General features: G+C 69.2%; 22 protein-coding genes. 5 read left to right on the top strand and 17 right to left on the bottom strand.

Annotation, left to right across the window (positions count from 1 at the left end):
- Position 1 precedes the first annotated feature (1 nt).
- The 15 genes from E3D03_RS04230 to fabF form a co-directional block, all read right to left on the bottom strand.
- Positions 2–214, bottom strand: coding sequence for a phage tail assembly chaperone (locus tag E3D03_RS04230; protein ID WP_062561167.1), 213 nt, complete (start codon positions 212–214; stop codon positions 2–4).
- Entirely contained in the window at positions 211–528 is a 318-nt protein-coding gene (locus tag E3D03_RS04225; protein ID WP_263565948.1) for a gene transfer agent family protein, read from the bottom strand. The genes E3D03_RS04230 and E3D03_RS04225 overlap by 4 nt, the downstream gene beginning before the upstream one ends.
- A gap of 1 nt (position 529) precedes the next feature.
- Positions 530–943, bottom strand: coding sequence for a phage major tail protein, TP901-1 family (locus E3D03_RS04220; protein ID WP_017999755.1), 414 nt, complete (start codon positions 941–943; stop codon positions 530–532).
- Between the two features lie 12 nt (positions 944–955).
- Positions 956–1,375 carry a DUF3168 domain-containing protein gene (locus tag E3D03_RS04215; protein ID WP_263565947.1) on the bottom strand — a complete coding sequence of 140 codons (420 nt, stop codon included), beginning with the start codon at positions 1,373–1,375 and terminating at the stop codon, positions 956–958.
- Positions 1,372–1,722, bottom strand: a complete 351-nt coding sequence (locus tag E3D03_RS04210) for a head-tail adaptor protein (RefSeq protein ID WP_263565946.1) — start codon at positions 1,720–1,722, stop codon at positions 1,372–1,374. The genes E3D03_RS04215 and E3D03_RS04210 overlap by 4 nt, the downstream gene beginning before the upstream one ends.
- Positions 1,719–2,333, bottom strand: coding sequence for a hypothetical protein (locus E3D03_RS04205; RefSeq protein ID WP_263566030.1), 615 nt, complete (start codon positions 2,331–2,333; stop codon positions 1,719–1,721). Before E3D03_RS04205 ends, E3D03_RS04210 begins: the two co-directional genes overlap by 4 nt.
- A 141-nt stretch (positions 2,334–2,474) precedes the next feature.
- Positions 2,475–3,641: a phage major capsid protein gene (locus tag E3D03_RS04200; protein WP_263565945.1), complete on the bottom strand. Its 1,167-nt coding sequence runs from the start codon at positions 3,639–3,641 to the stop codon at positions 2,475–2,477.
- A 22-nt stretch (positions 3,642–3,663) separates the two neighbouring features.
- A complete protein-coding gene (locus E3D03_RS04195) occupies positions 3,664–4,200 on the bottom strand; it encodes an HK97 family phage prohead protease (protein ID WP_263565944.1) in 537 nt (178 codons plus the stop codon).
- A gap of 1 nt (position 4,201) precedes the next feature.
- The gene (locus E3D03_RS04190; protein WP_062561173.1) at positions 4,202–4,435 is read right to left on the bottom strand and encodes a hypothetical protein; all 234 of its coding nucleotides are present in this window, start codon (positions 4,433–4,435) and stop codon (positions 4,202–4,204) included.
- 1 nt (position 4,436) lies between these two features.
- Positions 4,437–5,633: a phage portal protein gene (locus E3D03_RS04185; RefSeq protein ID WP_263565943.1), complete on the bottom strand. Its 1,197-nt coding sequence runs from the start codon at positions 5,631–5,633 to the stop codon at positions 4,437–4,439.
- 145 nt (positions 5,634–5,778) lie between these two features.
- Positions 5,779–7,119: a DNA-packaging protein gene (locus E3D03_RS04180; RefSeq protein ID WP_263566029.1), complete on the bottom strand. Its 1,341-nt coding sequence runs from the start codon at positions 7,117–7,119 to the stop codon at positions 5,779–5,781.
- Complete coding sequence (locus tag E3D03_RS04175) at positions 7,070–7,462, bottom strand: permease (RefSeq protein WP_263565942.1); 393 nt, start codon at positions 7,460–7,462, stop codon at positions 7,070–7,072. Before E3D03_RS04175 ends, E3D03_RS04180 begins: the two co-directional genes overlap by 50 nt.
- A gap of 265 nt (positions 7,463–7,727) precedes the next feature.
- Entirely contained in the window at positions 7,728–8,174 is a 447-nt protein-coding gene (locus tag E3D03_RS04170; RefSeq protein ID WP_263565941.1) for a hypothetical protein, read from the bottom strand.
- 67 nt (positions 8,175–8,241) lie between these two features.
- Positions 8,242–9,420 carry an endolytic transglycosylase MltG gene (gene mltG / locus E3D03_RS04165; RefSeq protein ID WP_263565940.1) on the bottom strand — a complete coding sequence of 393 codons (1,179 nt, stop codon included), beginning with the start codon at positions 9,418–9,420 and terminating at the stop codon, positions 8,242–8,244.
- The gene (gene fabF / locus E3D03_RS04160) at positions 9,417–10,679 is read right to left on the bottom strand and encodes a beta-ketoacyl-ACP synthase II (RefSeq protein ID WP_263565939.1); all 1,263 of its coding nucleotides are present in this window, start codon (positions 10,677–10,679) and stop codon (positions 9,417–9,419) included. The genes mltG and fabF overlap by 4 nt, the downstream gene beginning before the upstream one ends.
- Before the next feature lie 163 nt (positions 10,680–10,842).
- Here fabF and E3D03_RS04155 point away from each other — a divergent pair, with 163 nt between their 5' ends.
- From E3D03_RS04155 to E3D03_RS04135, 5 genes are all read left to right on the top strand, one after another.
- Entirely contained in the window at positions 10,843–12,015 is a 1,173-nt protein-coding gene (locus E3D03_RS04155; protein WP_263565938.1) for a toxic anion resistance protein, read from the top strand.
- On the top strand, positions 12,012–13,031 hold the full coding sequence (locus tag E3D03_RS04150; protein WP_263565937.1) for a DUF2927 domain-containing protein: 1,020 nt from the start codon (positions 12,012–12,014) through the stop codon (positions 13,029–13,031). Before E3D03_RS04155 ends, E3D03_RS04150 begins: the two co-directional genes overlap by 4 nt.
- Before the next feature lie 367 nt (positions 13,032–13,398).
- Positions 13,399–14,517 carry an SPFH domain-containing protein gene (locus tag E3D03_RS04145; protein ID WP_263565936.1) on the top strand — a complete coding sequence of 373 codons (1,119 nt, stop codon included), beginning with the start codon at positions 13,399–13,401 and terminating at the stop codon, positions 14,515–14,517.
- A 3-nt stretch (positions 14,518–14,520) separates the two neighbouring features.
- On the top strand, positions 14,521–15,804 hold the full coding sequence (locus E3D03_RS04140; protein ID WP_263565935.1) for a zinc ribbon domain-containing protein: 1,284 nt from the start codon (positions 14,521–14,523) through the stop codon (positions 15,802–15,804).
- Positions 15,805–15,817: 13 nt separating this feature from the next.
- Positions 15,818–16,738: a carbohydrate kinase family protein gene (locus tag E3D03_RS04135; RefSeq protein WP_263565934.1), complete on the top strand. Its 921-nt coding sequence runs from the start codon at positions 15,818–15,820 to the stop codon at positions 16,736–16,738.
- Positions 16,739–16,887: 149 nt separating this feature from the next.
- Here the strand turns inward: E3D03_RS04135 and hflX are convergent, their stop codons facing one another.
- The gene (gene hflX, locus E3D03_RS04130; RefSeq protein ID WP_263565933.1) at positions 16,888–18,195 is read right to left on the bottom strand and encodes a GTPase HflX; all 1,308 of its coding nucleotides are present in this window, start codon (positions 18,193–18,195) and stop codon (positions 16,888–16,890) included.
- A complete protein-coding gene (gene hfq / locus E3D03_RS04125; RefSeq protein WP_017999735.1) occupies positions 18,196–18,429 on the bottom strand; it encodes an RNA chaperone Hfq in 234 nt (77 codons plus the stop codon).
- Positions 18,430–18,505 lie beyond the last annotated feature (76 nt).

The following is an 18,505-nucleotide window of genomic DNA, read 5'->3' as shown; positions in this document are numbered from 1 at the left end:
TTCAGCCTGCCGGCCGGTCGGGATAGCGCGCGACCAGTTCCGCCAGCCGGTCGCGGGTCATCGCCCCGCCCTTCCCAGGCTCGATGCCCAGCATCAGCGCCAGTTCAGCCGGGGTCAGCGCCCAGAACGCGGCCGGAGTCAGCCCCAACCCGCCCAGCCGCGCCGGCCCGATGCCCATGCGCAGCAGCCCGGGCCAATCCAGCCCGGCGCTCATGTGCCCTCGATGCGGAAGGCCCGCGCCAGCAGCGCCGCCGCGGCATGGGCGGCGCCCACCGGCCCGCCCTTGAATTCGGCCGCCATCAGCGCGTCCATGTCGCCCGCCCAGCCGCCGCCGCGCAATCCCGCGACCAGCACGGCCAGCACGTCGCGGCTGGAAAAGCGGCCGCTCTCGAAGCGCTCGACCAGCGCGATCATGCTCTCGGCGCCCAGCTCGGCCTCAAGCCCCGCCAAGGCACCCAAGGTCAGCCTGGCGGCATGCGCCCGGCCGTCCAGCACGATCTCGACCTCTCCCGCCAGCGGATTGACCATCTCAGAACGCGACGAAGCTGATGACGCCCGCGCTGGCCATGGAAATCTCATAACTCGCCTCGCCATTGTAACTGCCCGCATATTCCAGAGAGGTGATCTGGAACGGCCCCTCGACCGCGCCGAAATCCGGGATCACCACCTGAAAGCGCGGCACCTCGCCGTCAAAGAACACCTGCCGCGCGCGCTCGTCCGTGGTCCCGTCCCGGAACACCCCGGACCCCGAGATGCTGGCCGAGCGCACGCCCGCCCCGCCCAGAAGCTCGCGCCAGCGGCCCTCGCTCTCCAGGCTCGTCACATCCACCGTCTCGGCGTTGAACCCCAGCCGGGTCGCGCGCAGGCCCGCGATGGTCTCGAACTGGCCGTCGCCGGTCATGTCCATCTTGATCAGCAGGTCGCGTCCGTTCTGCACCGCCATGTCCGTCTCTCCTCAACCCAGGTCAATGCGCGCGCGAAAGGTCAGATCGACCCGCCGCCCCGCGCCGTTCTCGGCCCGCCGCGCGCGGGCGCGCAGGAACCACAGCCCCACCAGATGACCGCGGGCCAGCGCGATCTCGGCCGCCTCCAGCGCGTCCGAGACCGCCACCGCCGCCGCCTTGATCGCGGCAAAGCCGCTCGATTCGTCCGACCCCGACAGGACCGAGACCACAAAATCGTGGCTCGCCCCCGCCGCCGTCATGTCGCCGGCATCGCGCACCTCCTCGGGGCCCAGCGCGACATAGGTGCCGGCCGGCGCCGCAACCGGCATCGCGTCATAGATCGCGTCGCCGACCAGATCGTGCAGCGGCGCGCTGCCGCGCAACGCCTCATAGACCGCCGATTGAAGCGCGGCCGTCGCTGCATAGCTCATGCCAGGGACTCCTCTTTCGCGACGCAGACCAGCCAGCGGCCGATCGCATCCGCCTCGGCCACCGCCTCGATGCGAAAGCGCCGCGCCGCGGCGCCCTCGCCCATGCGGAACCTCTGCTCCGGGCGCGGGCGCCGCGCGTCGCCGGCAGGCGCCGCCCTGACGGTGATCCGCCAGGCGACGACGCTCTGCGCCCCGACCTCGGCGAAGCGCTCGGCCCCCGCGCCCGACCGCATCTCGGCCCAAAGCTGCCCGACATCCTGCCAGGCCAGCCGGAACCCGCCCATTCCGTCCGGCTCGCGCACCGGCGTCTCGACCACCAGCGGTACCGTCAGCCGGGGCGCGCTCATGCCCGGCCGCGCGACCGGCCGCGCCCTCCCAGCACCCGGACCGAGCGCCAGCGTTCGATCAGCGCACTGACGCCAAAGGGCATCGCGCCCTGGCTGCCCTCGAAGCTGCGATCCTCGTGATAGCGCGCGGCGAGCATCAGCACCGCCTGCGCCAGGTCCGCCGGGACCGAATCCCACCAGGGCCCGAACCCGGCCGAAAAGGTCACCGTCACGAAACCGCCGCGCGGGACGCTCGGCAGCCAGGCGCCCTCTGGCAGCAGCATCGGCCGCTGCATGTCCTGCACCAGCCGCCAGCCGCCATCGACCGGCACGACGACGCCGGCCGCATCGGTGATCTCGACCCGCTCGACGCTGCCGACCGGCGCCAGCGGCAAGGGCTGGCCCGCCGGGTCGCGCCATTCCTCCAGCCGCAGCCGGAACTGCCGCGTCAGCAGCACCTTGCCGGTCCGCGCCTCGATGGTGGCGATGGCGGCGCGCAGGAAGCCCGCCAGCGCGGCGGTCTCGGCCGCGTCCACGGCCATGTCAAAGCCGGTTCCCAACCGCAGGTGGTCGCGCAACCCTGCGACGGGCAGCGCCTCGATGGCGGGCGCCGTCAATTCCACAAGCATCATCTTCATCTCTCCCGTGCGCACGGAGGCTGCATCCCAAGGGGCGGAAAAAGGGGGCCGCGCATGCCCGCCGTCGCGCGTGCGGACAGTTGCTTGGCCGGTTCGTCGGGCATTCGCCCGCGCGGCCCCCGCTTCGGCCGTGGATCAGCCGAAGACCATCAGCTTGATGGCGCGGGCGTCGGTGACGCCACCGCCGACGCGCTTGGTGGCATAGAACAGCACATGCGGCTTGGCCGAGAAGGGATCGCGCAGCACGCGCAGGTCCGGCCGCTCGACGATGGTATAGGCCGACTTGAAGTCACCGAAGGCGATCGAGAACGAGCCGCGCGCGATGTCCGGCATGTCCTCGCACAGCAGCACCGGATAGCCCAGCAGCTGCGGCGGCTGGCCCATGGCCAGGCTGTCGGCCCACAGGAAGCGGCCGTCGGTGTCGCGCATCTTGCGCACGGCGGCGGCGGTCTTCGAGTTCATCACGAAGCTCGCATTGGCGCGGTATTGCGCGCCCAGCGCATAGACCAGGTCGATCAGCGCATTGGCCGGGTTGGTCGCCGCGAAATCGCCGTCCCCGCCCGAGGCGATGGTGCCGATCTGCACATTGGTCGCGCTGGCATTGGCGGCCTTGGCATGGGTCAGGAAGCCCTTGGGCTTGTTCACGCCATCGCCGCTGATAAAGGCCGTGGCCTCGGCGCGGGCGAATTTCTCGGCGATGCGGCCGGCAAGCCAGCTTTCCACGTCGAAGGCCGCGTCGTCCAGCAGGCGCTGGCTGGCCTTGGGCATGGCCGACAGCTCATGCGCCGGGATCACCACGCGCTGCACGGTCGAGGTGCCGGTCTCGGCCTGGGTGCCGGCCTCGGTCGACCAACCGCTGGCGATGTCGCCCATGTCGACCAGCATCTCGAAATTGGCCGATTCCACGGTGACGACATTCGCCACCCGGCGCAGCGAGGCGGTGACGTTCAGCGCGTCCTGCACCTGCAAGGCCACCGTCGGCGCCGCCAGGAAGCCGCCGTCCGAGCTCGAGGTCATCGCCTTGCCTTCCAGCGGCAGACCGCGCAGCGCACCGTCGTCGCCATGGCGGATATAGGCGTCGAAGGCCTTCTGATGCGGCGCGCCCTGATCGGCCTCGGCCGACAGAGGGGCGCGGGCGCGGGAAAGGGTCTTGCGGTCCAGCATGGTCATGCGTTGTTCCTGTGCTTCCAGTCGTTTCTGAATATCGGTGCGGAAAACCTTGAGTTCATTGACGAACCCCAGCATCTCGGCCCCCAGGTCGCCGGGCATGTCCGCCCCGGCCGCGGCTTTCACCTCGGTCATCGTCCCCTCCGTTTGGTGAAACTCACTCGGCGCGCAGCGCCTTGGTCGCGGCCCGGAAGGCCGCCGCCAATTCCAATGCACCGTCGGACTTGCGCCCGACCTTGGCCTCGGCCAGCATCGGGAAGGTGACCAGCGACACCTCCCACAGCTCGACCTCGGAAAGCAGCCGCCGGCCCTTGCCGTCGCGCTGGGCGGAAATGGTGCGATAGCCGATCGACAGCCCGTCGATGGCACCCGCCACGATCAGCGCGGAGGCCTCGCGGGCCTGCGCCACCTCGGGCAGCAGGCGCCCCTTGACCCACAGGCCCTTGTCGTCCTCGCGGATCTCGTCCCAGACGCCGATGGGCCGGGCGGGATCGTGCTGCCACAGCATCCGCACCTTGTCGCCGCGCGCCTGCAGGCGCTTCAGGCTGGCGGCATAGGCGCCCTTGACGACAATATCGCCGCCCTGGTCGGCCACGCCGAACAGGCTGGCGTAACCCTCCAGCTGCGTGCCGTCCGACACCAGCGCCGCGCCGGCCGCATATTTCAGCTCCAGCCCGTAATCCTTTGAATGCACGTCAGCCTCCTTTCGGGGTAAAACTCAGGATCGACTGCACCGCCTGGGTCAGGATCACGGCAACGACGCCATAGACCGTCATCCACAGCCGCCGCTCCAGCCCCTCGATCAGCCCCTCGATCCGCTCCAGCCGCCGCTCGACCTGGCCGAATTGCAGCGCCATGATCCGCTCCTGCGTGTCGAAGCGCTGGTCGTGCCAGTCGAAGGGCTCCTTGACGAAGCGCGAGCCCTCCATCTCAGCCCTCCGCCAAGGGCGGCAGCCCTAGCAGGGCACGCTTCTCGGCCTCGGTCAGGAAGCTCGCCTCGCCGATGCGGCGCCAATGGCTGTCGCGCTCCTCGGCAAGCGCCGGAACCTGGTCCGGATCAGCCCGCAGGTCGATCTCGGCGCCCAGATGCTCACTGAGCCACCAGGCGACCGCGCTCGCCACCCGTGCCACCAGGGGCAGCACGGTCAGACGGTAAAACGCGCGATGCGCCTCGGCGTAATTGGCATAGGTCGCCTCGCCCGGAATGCCGATCAGCATCGGCGGCACGCCGAAGGCCTGCGCGATCTCCCGCGCCGCCGCCAGCTTGGTCTCGTGAAACTCCATGTCGCTGGGCGAGAACCCCATCGGCTTCCAGTCAAGCCCGCCCTCCAGCAGCATCGGCCGCCCGGCGTTCCGCGCGCCCTGGTGATGCATCTCCATCTCTGTCACCAGCCGGTCATACTGGTCGGGCGACAGCGCGCCCTGCCCATCCGCCCCCTTGTAGACGATGGCGCCGCTCGGCCGCGCCGCATTGTCCAGCAGCGCCTTCGACCAGCCGGAGGCGCTGTTGTGCACATCGACCGCCACCGCCGCCGCCTGCATCGGCGACAAGCCGTAATGATCGTCCAGCGGATGGAAGCTGCGGATATGGCAGATCGGATCCGGACTGCCCGCCATGTCGAAACGGTACTTGCGCCCACCCACCGCATATTCATAGGCCGAGGGCCAGCCATCCTCGCCCGGCACCACCGCCATCCGGTCCGAGCGCAACACATGCAGCTCGGCCGGCAGCCCCTTGGCGCCCTCGCCCACGGCCTCCAGATAGCCGTTGCCGCTCAGCAGGACCTGCCCGAACAGCGCCTCGAACAGCTCGGCCCGGCCCTGCCCGGCATTGGGCCGCCGCAGCAGGTCCAGCACCGGATGCACGTCATAGCGCCGCGCGCGGTCCTGGCAGACCAGCGGCACGGCGGCGGCGGCCTCGACGATCAGCCGCACGGCGCGAAACCCGACCGGATTGCCGACAAAGCCGGCATGGGTCAGGCTGACCGTGTCGCGCGGCGACCAGACCACCCGCCCCGAGCCCGCCGCCAGCGCCACCACCTTGCCCGCGGCGCTGGCCTTTCTCTCGACCTCGACGCCGGGCGATCTTGCGGGCGCAGCCGCTCGCCCGAACCAGGGAAATGCCATCGGTCCCTCCTGAATTCCAATGAAAAAGGGCCGCGACCGCGACCCTTCGCAGGCCCCGAAAGGCCCTTCTCCGTTTTCCAAATACCCCGGGGGAACGTTTCGATGGCCCCATCGAGGGGCCAGCGAAACGTGGGGGCAGAGCCCCCTAGAGCCCCCGCACCTGCGGTCGCCGCCAAGCCGCGCCGGGCTCGATCACCAGCTCATGGATGGCCCAGACCAGCGCATCCAGCCGGTCGGGCGAGCCCTTGCCGTCATAACCCGCGACGGTCATCCGGCACATCTGGTCCTCCAGCGCCCCAAGCCCGCGCAGGTGATGCACCCGCCCCTGCTCATAGAGCGCCGCCACCGGCTCGGCCCGCAGCCCCTTGCCGCGCCCGGCCCGCAAGGCCCGGAACGGCACCAGCGGATCGACCTGGCGGATCACGCTCTCGACCAGATCGCCGCCCTGGTTGACCTCGGCCACCAGCCGCTCGGCGCCATGGCGCTGCATCGCCGCGATGGCGGCCCGCGCCCAGTCCACCGGCCCGCCCCGGACCGAGGCATCCTCCAGCACATAGACCCGCCAGTCGGTGATCGGCCCCGCGCTGACCACGCCCGCCACGACGATGCCGCATTCGTCCGAAGCCGCACCCGAGGTGACCGCCGGATCGACCGCGACCACGATGCGCGACAGCTGCGGCGCCGCCTCGACCCGACACCGCTCGACCATCCCGGTGGTCCACAAAGCCCCCTCGACATCCTCCAGCAGCAGCCCTTCCAGCTCCTGCCGGCCCAGCCGCGTCCCGGCATAGCGCGCCTCGACCTCGGCCAGGAAGCTCTCGGCCAGATAGGCGCGGTTCGCCTCGGTCGGCGCATGGGTCGTCACCGTCGAGGCATTGCCCAGGATCCGCTTCAGCACCGCGACATTCTTCGGCGTCGTGGTGACGACCTGCTGCGGATGCGCACCCAGCCGCAGCGCGAATTGCAGCATGTCCCAGCTGTCCTCGGCCTTCTTCCACTTCGCCAGCTCGTCGACCCAGGCGGCGTCGAATTGCGGCCCCCGCAGCGCCTCGGGCTCATGCGCCGAATAGACCTGGGCGGTCGCGCCATTCGGCCAGAGCAGCCGGCGCCGCCCGGCCTCCCAGACCGGGCGCCGGTCCGGCGGCGAACAGGCCAGGATGCCCGACTCGCCAAAGACCATCACGTCCCGCGCCTGGTCGAAGGTCTCGGACACCAGCGCCACGCGACGCGCCCGCCCGGGCGCATCCGGCGTCGGCCCCTCGACCTGCGCGCGCACCCATTCGGATCCGGCGCGGGTCTTGCCCGCACCGCGCCCGCCCATGATCACCCAGGTCTTCCAGTCGCCCTCGGGCGGCAGCTGATGCGGCAGCGCCCAGAACTCGAACAGCCACGGCAGCGCGGCCAGGGCATTGTCGCTCAATCCCCCCAGGAATTCGTCAACTTCCCCCGGCTCGGCGGAGGCAAGCCAGGCGGCGCCCGATTTCATCTCGTGCCGCGACAAGGTCGAGTGCGCCTGCACCGACCTGTCCGGCAGCATCCTTGCGAAGCTTGTCAACCTTGGTCCTTTCCTCCAGCACCATCTGAGTCGCGTCCCGCAGGGCGCGCACCAGCTTGCCGGATTCCTTCAAATCGTCGGTCTCGCCCGCCGTGATCTTGCGGCGAAGCCGGTCCAGATCCGCCGCATAGGACCGAAACAGCCCGTCCGCGATCTCGACAACGCTGATGTCGGGCGCCCCGCCGGCGCCCAGGCTCATGTCAGGCGCCATGCCGGCGCCGGGCACGAAAGGCCCTTCCGGAGCCTCAGGCCCCGGATCGAAATTCATCGTCATTCGTGTGTCGCCCTGCCCTCGTGTGCCTGTCCGCACGAGCGAGACATGAAAAAAGCGGCCTCAGGTCGCCCGACCCGGCCGCTTGCCCATTTCTCCCAGCATGGATAAGTTCTACTTTAGGTCGTGCGCTGAGTCAACGCAAAACCAAGGGTTGATAAACCTTCCGTTAATTCCCGTTGAAAAACAATGAGCTAACCGGCGCAACACCAGCGCACGACCCGCGCAACAGCGGCCGAAAACCGGGCGGAATCGCCCGGGAATCGCCTCAGTCCGATTTCTTCAGCGCCTCGGCCTTGGCGCGCGCCTCGGCGGCGGCGGCGACGGCGGTGCTGGCCTCGTCCTGCATCTGCTGGGCATAGCTCACCATGGTCGCGGCATAGGCCTCGGACCAGTCGGCGTAATCCTCGGCCTGCATGGATTCGGCCTTGCTGCGCAGCTCCTCGGCCTTGGCGCGGGTCTTGGCGACCTGCTCGTCCCAGCCCTCCTGCATCTGGCCCCATTGCGCGCGGACGTTCTCGCTCGCATCGTCCAGATAGCCCTGGATCTGCTTGTTCAGATCCTCCTGCCGGGTCTTGGCATTCTCCTGCCAGCGCCGGGCACTGGCCATCAGACCGTCGCCCTTGGCCTCCATCTCCTCCTGCCATTTCTTGACCCGCGTCTCGAAGCCGCGGGCATTCTCGGCCAGGCCGGACAAAAGATCGGACAGTTTCATCGCTGCATCTCCGTCACTGGAAATGCAGCGATGGTGCCCGGCGGGCGCGCGCTTGTCAAAGGCCGGGTCAGTCGCCCTGGACCGGAGACATCGCCTGGCCGCGCTGCCGCTCGATCTCGCGCCAGCGTTTGACGTTCTGGTTGTGCTCCTCCAGCGTGCGGGCAAAGGCGTGCCCACCCGAGCCATCGGCCACGAAGAACAGGTAATCCGTCGCCTCGGGATTCAGCGCCGCCTCGATCGAGGCCCTGCCGGGGTTGGCGATGGGCGTCGGCGGCAGGCCCTCGATCTGATAGGTGTTATAGGGCGTGCGCCGGCGCAGCTCGGACCCGCGGATGCCGCGGTCCAGCACGCCCTCGCCCTTGGTGATGCCATAGATCACCGTGGGGTCGGTCTCCAGCCGCATGCCCTGCCGCATCCGGTTGACGAAGACGCTCGCGACCACGCGGCGCTCATCCGGCACCGCCGTCTCCTTCTCGACGATCGAGGCCATGATCAGCGCCTCCTCGGGCGTCTGATAGGGCAGCCCCTCGGCCCGCTTCTCCCAGGCCGCGGCCAGGCTCGCCGCCTGGCGCTTTTCCATCTCGGCGATCAGCGCGGCGCGGTCGGCGCCCTTCTGCACGTCATAGGTGTCGGGGGCGAGGCTGCCCTCGGCCGGCAGCTTCGCCACCGTGCCATCCATGAAGCCGGCCTGCTTCAACCCCTCGACCACCTGCCAGCTGGTCACGCCCTCGGCGACGCTGATGCGCAGCCGCGAATCCGCGCGCGCCTCGGCATCGGCCAGCACCTGCGGCGCGGGCTCGGTCGCCGGGTTGTATTTCGCCTGCTCGGCCATCAGGCCGGTCTCGCTGTCGATGTCGCGCAGGATCACCGAATTCTCGCGCACGCCGATGCGATAGACCACCTCGGTGCCGCAAGTCGAAGGCCCGCCGGCGGTGATCACCGCCACCACCTGCTCCATGCTGCTTTTCGGCGGCACCAGATAGCTGCCGAACTTCAGATCGCGCGATTTCCCGGCGTAATCCGCCCCCGCCCGAAAGATATAGGCGTTCGAGACCACGCCCTGATCGGCCAGCTGCTCGCTGACCGCGCTCAGGCTGGCGCCCGGCGCCACCCGCACGCAGGCGGCGGTGGCGCTGGGCCCCGGGGCCACGTATTGATGCTTGGCCCAGGCGATGGCCGCCGCGACCGCGATCAGGATCACGATCAGCAGCGTCAGGAAATTCGACGCGATGTGGCGCCAGATCATTCCCGGACCCGCCCCATCACCAGGCTGGCATTGGTGCCGCCGAAGCCGAAGCTGTTCGACAGCACGTAATCCACCTTGCGACGCACGGCGGCATTGGCGGCCAGATCGACCGGAGTCTCGCGCGCCGGATCGTCCAGGTTGATGGTCGGCGGGCAGATCTGGTCGCGCAGCGCCAGGATGCAGAAGATTGCCTCGACCGCGCCGGCCGCGCCCAGGAGATGGCCGATGCTCGACTTGGTCGAGGACATCACCACATTGCCCGCCGCCTCGCCCAAGAGCCGCTCGACCGCGCCCAGCTCGATCACGTCGGCCATGGTCGAGGTGCCATGCGCATTGATGTAGTCGATATCGGCCGGCGACAGGTTCGCGCGCGCCAAGGCATTTGTCATGCTGCGGAAACCGCCGTCGCCATCCTCGCTGGGGGCGGTGATGTGATAGGCGTCGCCCGACATGCCATAACCCAGGATCTCGGCATAGATCTTGGCGCCGCGGGCCTTGGCATGTTCGTATTCCTCCAGCACGACGACGCCGGCGCCCTCGCCCATGACGAAGCCGTCGCGGTCCTCGTCCCAGGGGCGGCTGGCGGCCTTGTGGTCATCCTCGCGCTTGGTCGACAGCGCCTTGCAGGCGTTGAAGCCGGCGATGCCGATCTCGCAGATCGGGCTTTCGGTGCCGCCCGCGACCATGACGTCGGCATCGCCCAGCATGATCAGCCGGGCCGCGTCGCCGATGGCATGGGCGCCGGTCGAACAGGCGGTGACCACCGCATGGTTCGGCCCCTTGAAGCCGAAGCGGATCGAGACCTGGCCCGAGACCAGGTTGATCAGCGCCCCCGGAATGAAGAAGGGCGAGACCCGCTTGGCGCCGCGTTCCTTGATCAGCACGGCGGTATCGGCAATCGACGACAGCCCGCCGATGCCCGAACCGATCAGCACGCCGGTGCGCTCGCAATCGGCCTCGCTCATCGGCTCCCAGCCGGAATCGCGCACCGCCTGGGTCGCGGCGGCCATGCCGTACAGGATGAAATCGTCGACCTTGCGCCGGTCCTTGGGCTCCATCCACTCGTCGGGGTTGAAGGTGCCGCCCGTGCCGTCGCCAAAGGGGATCTCGCAGGCATATTTGGTCTGCACGCCCGAGGTGTCGAAGCGGGTGATCGGCCCGGCGCCGGATTCTCCGGCCAGCAGCCGGGTCCAGGTCTCTTCGACTCCGCAGGCCAGCGGCGTGACCATCCCCAGTCCGGTGACGACAACTCTGCGCATGCAAGGGGCTCCTTCCCAAGGCTCAATCGCGCAGGTTCTACACGCGGCCCGCCGGCCACGCAACGCAAAGCCGGCCGCCTGGGCGGCGCTCTGTCGTTGAACTTGCCGCGAATCCGCCTATTCTGCACGCGCAGCACGCCCGCATAGAAAAGGACGAAGCCGGATGACCTCGCAGACGCAGGCCAATGCCCAAGCCGCCCTGGACGAGATCCAGACCGTGACCTCGGTGATCCTGCCCGAGCCCCCGGCCGCCGTGCCGCCGCTGGAACAGGCCGACCCGGCGGTGGCCGCGCAGATCCGCCAGCGCATGGACGAGATCGACATCCGGGACTCGGGCTCGATCGTGCATTTCGGCGCCCGCGCCCAGAACGAGTTGCAGGAAATCAGCCAGGCCATGCTGGCCGACGTCAAGAACAAGGACGTGGGCCCCGCCGGCGAGTCGCTGCGCGAGATCGTGACCACCATCCGCGGCTTTTCGGTCACCGAGCTCGACGTGCGCCGCCAGCGCAGCTGGTGGGAAAAGCTGATGGGCCGCGCCGCGCCCTTCGCGAAATTCGTCGCCAATTACGAACAGGTGCAGTCGCAGATCGACCGCATCACCGTCGAACTGGACCAGCATCAGCACCGGCTGCTGAAGGACATCAAGTCGCTGGACCTGCTCTATGACCGCACGCTGAACTTCTATGACGAGCTCGCGCTCTATATCGTCGCGGGCGAGCACAAGCTGGCGCAGATCGACCGCGAGGACATTCCCGCGAAACAGGCCGCCGTCGAGGCCGCGCCCGAGCCCGACAAGGTCATGGCCGCGCAGGAACTGCGCGACCTGCGCGCAGCCCGCGACGACCTGGAACGCCGGGTGCATGACCTGAAGCTGACGCGGCAGGTGACGATGCAGTCGCTGCCCTCGATCCGGCTGGTGCAGGAAAACGACAAGTCCTTGGTGACAAAGATCAATTCGACGCTGGTGAACACGGTGCCGCTGTGGGAAACCCAGCTGGCGCAGGCCGTCACCATCCAGCGCGGCGCCGAGGCCGCCCGCGCGGTCAAGGAGGCGAACGACCTGACCAACGACCTGCTGACCGCCAATGCCAAGAACCTGCGCCAGGCCAATGCCCAGATCCGCACCCAGCTGGAGCGCGGCGTCTTCGACATCGAGGCGGTGCGCACCGCCAATGCCGAGCTGATCTCGACCATCGAGGACAGCCTGCGCATCGCCGACGAGGGCCGCGCCCGCCGCGCCGCCGCCGAGGAGGATCTGCGCACGATGGAGAGCGAATTGCGCCAGACCCTCGCCTCGGCCAGCCCCCGCAACCCCAGCGCGACGCAGCCGTCGTGACCCGGCCGGCCCGCCCCTGCCTGGCGCTCGCGCTGCTGCTGGCGCTGGCCGCCTGCTCGGACCGGCCGCCCGAGCCCGAGACGCCGCCGCCCGCGGCCGAGGCGCCGCCGCCGCAGCGCCCCGAACAACCCCGCGCCGACCAGGCCGCCCTGCGCCGCGAGCGTGCCGAGACCGCCCGCGCCGCCGCCGCCCGCGCCGATGTCGCCGCCAATACCCCCGCCAGCCGCAACATGCGCGACTATCTGACGGGGATCGAGCAGGCGCTGATCGCGCGCGGCCGGCTGCGCACCGATGACGGCAGCGACATCGCGCTGACGCCCGAGAAGCTGGCCGAGGATTTCGTCGAGGTCGCCCTGCATGACGAATACCTGCGCCAGGGCGGCAAGCTGATCTCGCGCCCGACGCCCGCGCCCTTGCGCCGCTGGCAGCAGCCGGTGGCGATCCGGCTGGAGTTCGGCGATTCGGTCGCGCCGGTCCAGCGCAACCGCGACCGCGCCGAGATCGCCGATGTCGCCGCCCGGCTGCAACGGGTCAGCGGCCATCCGGTCGGGCTGACCGGCGCCGCCGGCAATTTCCAGGTGCTGATCCTCAGCGAGGACGAGCGCCGCGCCATCGGCCCCCGGCTGGCCAGCCTGGTCCCCGGCATCCCCGAGGGCGACATCGCCGCGCTGCGCGACCTGGTGCCGCAGAATTATTGCACGGTCTTCGCCTATTCCAGCGGCAACTCGCCGGTCTATTCGCAGGCCGTGGCGCTGGTCCGGGCCGAGCTGCCGCCGCGCCTGCGCCGCTCCTGCCTGCACGAGGAACTGGCCCAGGGCATGGGCCTTGCCAACGACAGCCCGCGCGCCCGGCCCTCGATCTTCAACGACGACGAGGAATTCGCCTATCTGACCCGGCACGACGAGCTGTTGCTGAAGATCCTCTACGACCCGCGCCTGCGCCCCGGCATGACCGAGGCCGAGGCCCGCCCCATCGTCTTGCAGATCGCCCGCGAACTGCTGGGCACGGAGGTCTAGGGCAACGCCCCGCCGAGCCGTCCTCACGGCCCATGCACGCCGGATCACGCGCCCACCCCGAGCAGGGCGCGTCGCAAAACCCCAAGGCCCGCGATTTTTTCCGTTTTCCAAATACCCCTGCCGACCGTGCCAGACGCGCGGCCCGCGCGCCGTCACGCGGGGACCAGGGCATCATGACAGGACTCGGACGGAGACAGCATCCAGCGGGCTCGGCATTGGGGTCAGCTTGCCAAAGCCCTACCACCAACCCCTCAAGAAAAGGTAAACGCCGACCCGCCAGGCAACCCGGCCCCGCTGTGCCAGCTTGACGAAACCCATGCTCTGGGGCCTATCCTCACGCAGATCGAAGCCGCAGAAGGAACGCCCCATGTCGCTTTTCAACATCCTCGGCGGCGAGTTCATCGAGATCATCGAATGGACCGACGACAGCCGCGACACCATGGTCTATCGCTTCCCGACCGTCGGCCGCGCCATCAAATACGGCGCCAAGCTGACCGTGCGCGAGGGCCAGGCCGCCGTCTTCATCCACGAAGGCCAGCTTGCCGACGTGTTCCAGCCCGGCCTCTACATGCTGGAAACCAACAACCTGCCGATCCTGACCCGGCTGCAGCACTGGGACCACGGCTTCCGCAGCCCCTTCAAGTCCGAGATCTATTTCGTCAACACCACCCGCTTCAACGATCTGAAATGGGGGACAAAAAATCCGGTCATCGCGCGGGACCCGGAATTCGGCCCGGTGCGCATCCGCGCCTTCGGCACCTATTCCATGCGCGTGACCGACCCCGGCCGCTTCATGACCGAGATCGTCGGCACCGACGGCGAATTCACCAAGGACGAGATCACCTTCCAGCTGCGCAACATCATCGTGCAGGAATTCTCGCGCATGATCGCGGGCTCGGGCATCCCGGTGCTGGACATGGCGGCGAACACGGCGCAATTCGGCCAGATGGTCGCCAGGGCGATCAGCCCCACGGTCGCCGAATACGGCCTGACCATCCCGGAATTCTATGTCGAGAACATCAGCCTGCCCGACGCGGTGGAAAAGATGCTCGACAAGCGCACCTCGATGGGCATCGTCGGCGACCTGAACCGCTTCGGCCAATATGCCGCCTCCGAGGCGATGCTGAACGCCTCGCAACAAGCCGGCGGCATGGGCGCCGGCATCGGGGCGGGCCTCGGCGCTGGCCTCGGCGCGGCGATGGCCGGGCGCGGGCCCTGGGGCGCGATCCCTGGCCAGCAGGCCCCGCAGAGCCCGCCGCCGCTGCATCCCGAAACCGTCTGGCACATCGCCGTCGACGGCGCCGCGCAAGGCCCCTATGGCCGCGCCCATCTGGGCCGGCTGGCCCAGCAGGGCGGCTTCACCCGCGAAACCCTGGTCTGGACCCCTGGCCAGGACGGCTGGAAACCGGCCGAGGACGTGGCCGAACTGGCCCAGCTCTTCACCATCGCCCCGCCCCCGCCGCCGCCCCCGGTGCCCAAGGGCTGACGCATGCCGACACCGCCTTCGGAATACCGCTACCCGTGCGAGAATTGCGGCGCGAGCCTGGAATTCTCGCCCGGTCAGCAAAGCCTGGTCTGCCCCTATTGCGGGCACGAGCAGCATATCGGCCCCGGCCCCGCCCGCGCGCCCGCCCGGCAGGCGGCGCAGGGACCCTGGGGCGACCGGGTCATCCTGAACGACCCCTCGACCGGCCGCGCGCTGCAATGGGACAGCGGCCACAAGTCCGACCTGCGCGAGATCCCGCTGGACCAGGGGCTGCGCCTCGATGCCGGATCGGACCTGGCCGAGACCGTCCGCACCCTCTCCTGCCCGAATTGCGGCGCCAAGGTCGAGATCACCTCCGACCAGCACGCCTCGACCTGCCCGTTCTGCGCCACGCCGGTCGTCACCGATACCGGCGCCACAAGGCAGCTGAAGCCGCAGGGCGTGCTGCCCTTCGTCATCACCGAGGCGCAGGCGAAATCCGCGCTCGACGACTGGATGAAGGGGTTGTGGTTCGCGCCCTCGGGCCTTACCGCCTATGCCAGGCGCGGCAAGCGAATGAACGGGGTCTATTCGCCGTTCTGGACCTTCGACGCCGACACGCGCTCGCGCTACAGCGGGGCGCGCGGCGACTGGTATTACGAAACCGTCTATGTCACGCAGACGGTCAACGGCCGCCAGCAGCGCGTGGCGCAGCAGGTGCGCCGCACGCGCTGGACGCCGGTCTCGGGCCAGGTGGCGCGGAATTTCGACGACGTGCTGGTGCTGGCCGCCAGCGCCCTGCCGCGCCGCATCACCGATGCCTTGGCGCCCTGGGATCTGTCGCATCTGGTGCCCTACAGCCCGGAATATCTCGCGGGCTTCCTGGCCGAGGGCTATACCATCCCGCTGGCCGCCGGCCATGACATCGCGCGCCAGGAAATGGCCGGCGTGATCGCCATGGACGTGCGCCGCGCCATCGGCGGCAACGAACAGCAGATCACCGGCATCCAGACCCGCTATGCGGATGAGTGCTTCAAGCATATCCTGCTGCCGGTCTGGACCGCCGCCTATCGCTACAACGGCCAGAGCTATCGCTTCGTGGTCAACGGCCAATCCGGCCGGGTGCAGGGCGAACGGCCCTGGTCGGTGTGGAAAATCACGCTGGCCGTGCTGCTGGCCCTGGCGGTCGTCGCCGCCCTGCTGTGGCTGAACGAACGCGGCGGCTATGTGCGGATCGGGACCGGCCCGCTCACGCCGGATATTTCCATCAGCGGCAGTTACCGCTATCAGTCGGACAACGGACCTTGAGGGAGGGGGCGTCATGATCCTGTGCGCCGGCGAATCGCTGATCGACATGGTGCCCGAGGGCGCCCATTACCGGCCGCTGCCCGGCGGCGCGGTCTACAACACTGCCATCGCCCTGGGCCGCATAGGCGCGCCGACCGGCTATCTGTGGCCGATCTCGCGCGACGGCTTCGGCGAGATGCTGCTGCGCCCGCTGGCCGAGGCGAATGTCGACACCGGCCTCTGCCCGCGCAGCGACCGGCTGACCACCCTGGCCTTCGTCACCCTGACCGGGGGCGAGGCGCGCTATGCCTTCTACGACGAAGGCTCGGCCGGCCGGATGCTGGCGCCCGAAGACCTGCCCGAGATCCCCGAATCGGTCTCGGCCCTGTTCGTGGGCGGCATCAGCCTGGTGCCCGACCCCTGCGGCGCGGCGATCGAGGCGCTGGTCGAACGGCTGCACCCCCGCGTCCCGGTCATGCTGGACCCGAACATCCGCCCCTTCTTCATCAGCGACGAGGCCACCTATCGCGCCCGGCTGGAGCGGCTGCTGGCCCGGGCCGACCTGGTCAAGCTCTCGGGCGACGATCTGGAATGGCTGATGCCAGGGGCGCGCTTCGAGGAAGCCGCCGCCGCCATCCTCGCCAAGGGGGCGAAGGTGGTGCTGCAGACCGGCGGCTCGGCCGGAGCCCGGGCGCATTGGCAGGGCGCGCCGCTCGACGCCCCGGCCACGCGGGTCGAGGTCGCCGACACCATCGGCGCCGGCGACACCTTCAACGCCGGAGTGCTGGCGGCGCTGCACCAGTCAGGCGCGCTCAGCCGCGCGGGCATCGCCGCCCTGACCCCGGAAACCCTGCTGCGGGCGCTGACCCTCGGCACCCGCGCGGCGGCGATCACCGTCTCGCGCCCCGGCGCCAACCCGCCTTGGCAGCACGAGTTGGACGCCCTGCCCGCCTGATGCCGGAACGGCCGCCCCCGGAAAGCGGCCGTGTGGCTTTTTTTCGTTGTTCAAATACCCATGGGACAGCGCCGCTGGAGCCGCCGCATGGGTATTTAAGCAACAAAGAAGATACCTGCGTTACGCATGACGGGCACCGATCCCGCGGATCACAGCGCCGCGTATTCCGCCTTCTGCCGGGCGGTCCAGCGCACCAGCAGGTGCACGCCGGTCTCGGTCATTTCCTCGGAGACGACGATGCCCTGGCGATGCAGCCAGGCGCGGCGGCGGCCGTCCTCGGCCGGCAGGCGCAGTTCGGCCTCCTCGGCCGGTTCGTCCAGCGCCTCGGCCAGGCGCGCATCGACGGCGGCCAGCAGGTCGGCGATACCCTCGCCCGACAGCGCCGAAATCGCCTGCACGCCCTCGGTGCGGGCATCCGTCCGGCGCAGCGCGGCGCGGGTCTCGGGTGAAAGCGCGTCGATCTTGTTCCAGACCTCGATCAGCGGCACATCCTCCTCGACGCCCAGCGATTCGAGGATCTCGCCCACGTCGCCCGCCTGTTCCTCGGTCTCGGGATGCGAGATGTCGCGGACATGCAGGATCAGGTCGGCGGCCAGCACTTCTTCCAGCGTGGCGCGGAAGGCGGCGACCAGCTCATGCGGCAGGTCGCTGATGAAACCCACGGTGTCGGACAGGATCACCCGGCGCCCGCCCGGCAGCACCATCTGCCGCATGGTCGGGTCCAGCGTGGCGAAAAGCTGGTCCTGCGCCAGCACCTCGGCCCCGGTCAGCGTGTTGAACAGCGTGGACTTGCCGGCGTTGGTGTAACCCACCAGTGCCACGATGGGATAGGGCACCTTGGCGCGGGCCTTGCGGTGCAGCTCGCGGGTCTTGACCACGCGCTCCAGCTGCCGGCGCAGCCGCACCATCTGCTCGTCGATGGCGCGGCGGTCGGCCTCGATCTGGGTCTCGCCGGGGCCGCCGACGAAGCCCAATCCGCCGCGCTGGCGTTCCAGGTGCGTCCAGGCCCGGACCAGCCGGGTGCGCTGATAGGCCAGCGCCGCCAGTTCCACCTGCAACACGCCCTCGCGGGTCTGGGCGCGGTCGGCGAAGATCTCCAGGATCAGCCCGGTGCGATCCAGGATCTTGACGCCCCATGCCTTTTCCAGGTTGCGCTGCTGGACCGGCGTCACCGGCCCGTCGATCAGCACCAGCTCGGCGCCCTCGCCCTCGGCGACGGCCTTCAGGTGCTCGCCGATCTCCTCGCGCTTGCCCTTGGAAAACAGCATGCCGGCATCGGGGTTGCGCAGCCGCGCCACCTCGGCGCCCGTCACCTCGATGGCGGGCAGGGCATGGGCCAGGGCCACGGCCTCTTCCAGCGCCAGCTCGGGCGAGCGGCGGGTGCGCGCATTGCCCAGGTCCGGATGGATCACATAGGCGCGGGTCGGCCGCTCTTGCGTTTCCGACAGCTCGGCCAATCAGTCCTCGCCGTCGTAAAGGCTGATCGGCTGGCCGGGCATGATGGTCGAGATCGCATGCTTGTAGACAAGCTGCGACTGGCCGTCCCGGCGCAGCAGCACGCAGAAATTGTCGAACCAGGTGATGACGCCCTGCAGTTTCACACCATTGATAAGAAAAATCGTCACCGGAACCTTGCCCTTGCGGACATGATTCAGAAAAGCGTCCTGGAGGTTCTGTTTGTCGCCGGCCATTCGATGCACCTTGTTCTTATCGCTGGTTTTCAAGACTTAGGCGAGGCGCGGGGCGCTTGCAAGCCGGTGATCGGCG

This window comes from Paracoccus sp. DMF (assembly GCF_004407025.1).
GTDB lineage: Bacteria > Pseudomonadota > Alphaproteobacteria > Rhodobacterales > Rhodobacteraceae > Paracoccus > Paracoccus aminovorans_B.
Note: the sequence above shows the minus strand (reverse complement) of the source record. Positions and strands in the feature narration are given on the sequence as shown.

What these genes read in the sequence shown, in the direction of transcription:
- E3D03_RS04170 (WP_263565941.1), bottom strand. Translation starts at nt 8,174, where the DNA reads ATGAAACTGTCCGATCTTTTGTCCGGCCTGGCCGAGAATGCCCGCGGC.
- E3D03_RS04190 (WP_062561173.1), bottom strand. Translation starts at nt 4,435, where the DNA reads ATGGAGGGCTCGCGCTTCGTCAAGGAGCCCTTCGACTGGCACGACCAG.
- E3D03_RS04205 (WP_263566030.1), bottom strand. Translation starts at nt 2,333, where the DNA reads ATGATGCTTGTGGAATTGACGGCGCCCGCCATCGAGGCGCTGCCCGTC.
- E3D03_RS04230 (WP_062561167.1), bottom strand. Translation starts at nt 214, where the DNA reads ATGAGCGCCGGGCTGGATTGGCCCGGGCTGCTGCGCATGGGCATCGGG.
- E3D03_RS04155 (WP_263565938.1), top strand. Translation starts at nt 10,843, where the DNA reads ATGACCTCGCAGACGCAGGCCAATGCCCAAGCCGCCCTGGACGAGATC.
- E3D03_RS04225 (WP_263565948.1), bottom strand. Translation starts at nt 528, where the DNA reads ATGGTCAATCCGCTGGCGGGAGAGGTCGAGATCGTGCTGGACGGCCGG.
- hfq (WP_017999735.1), bottom strand. Translation starts at nt 18,429, where the DNA reads ATGGCCGGCGACAAACAGAACCTCCAGGACGCTTTTCTGAATCATGTC.
- mltG (WP_263565940.1), bottom strand. Translation starts at nt 9,420, where the DNA reads ATGATCTGGCGCCACATCGCGTCGAATTTCCTGACGCTGCTGATCGTG.
- E3D03_RS04180 (WP_263566029.1), bottom strand. Translation starts at nt 7,119, where the DNA reads ATGAAATCGGGCGCCGCCTGGCTTGCCTCCGCCGAGCCGGGGGAAGTT.
- E3D03_RS04200 (WP_263565945.1), bottom strand. Translation starts at nt 3,641, where the DNA reads ATGACCGAGGTGAAAGCCGCGGCCGGGGCGGACATGCCCGGCGACCTG.
- E3D03_RS04185 (WP_263565943.1), bottom strand. Translation starts at nt 5,633, where the DNA reads ATGGCATTTCCCTGGTTCGGGCGAGCGGCTGCGCCCGCAAGATCGCCC.
- E3D03_RS04175 (WP_263565942.1), bottom strand. Translation starts at nt 7,462, where the DNA reads ATGACGATGAATTTCGATCCGGGGCCTGAGGCTCCGGAAGGGCCTTTC.
- E3D03_RS04140 (WP_263565935.1), top strand. Translation starts at nt 14,521, where the DNA reads ATGCCGACACCGCCTTCGGAATACCGCTACCCGTGCGAGAATTGCGGC.
- E3D03_RS04210 (WP_263565946.1), bottom strand. Translation starts at nt 1,722, where the DNA reads ATGAGCGCGCCCCGGCTGACGGTACCGCTGGTGGTCGAGACGCCGGTG.
- E3D03_RS04220 (WP_017999755.1), bottom strand. Translation starts at nt 943, where the DNA reads ATGGCGGTGCAGAACGGACGCGACCTGCTGATCAAGATGGACATGACC.
- fabF (WP_263565939.1), bottom strand. Translation starts at nt 10,679, where the DNA reads ATGCGCAGAGTTGTCGTCACCGGACTGGGGATGGTCACGCCGCTGGCC.
- E3D03_RS04135 (WP_263565934.1), top strand. Translation starts at nt 15,818, where the DNA reads ATGATCCTGTGCGCCGGCGAATCGCTGATCGACATGGTGCCCGAGGGC.
- E3D03_RS04215 (WP_263565947.1), bottom strand. Translation starts at nt 1,375, where the DNA reads ATGAGCTATGCAGCGACGGCCGCGCTTCAATCGGCGGTCTATGAGGCG.
- E3D03_RS04145 (WP_263565936.1), top strand. Translation starts at nt 13,399, where the DNA reads ATGTCGCTTTTCAACATCCTCGGCGGCGAGTTCATCGAGATCATCGAA.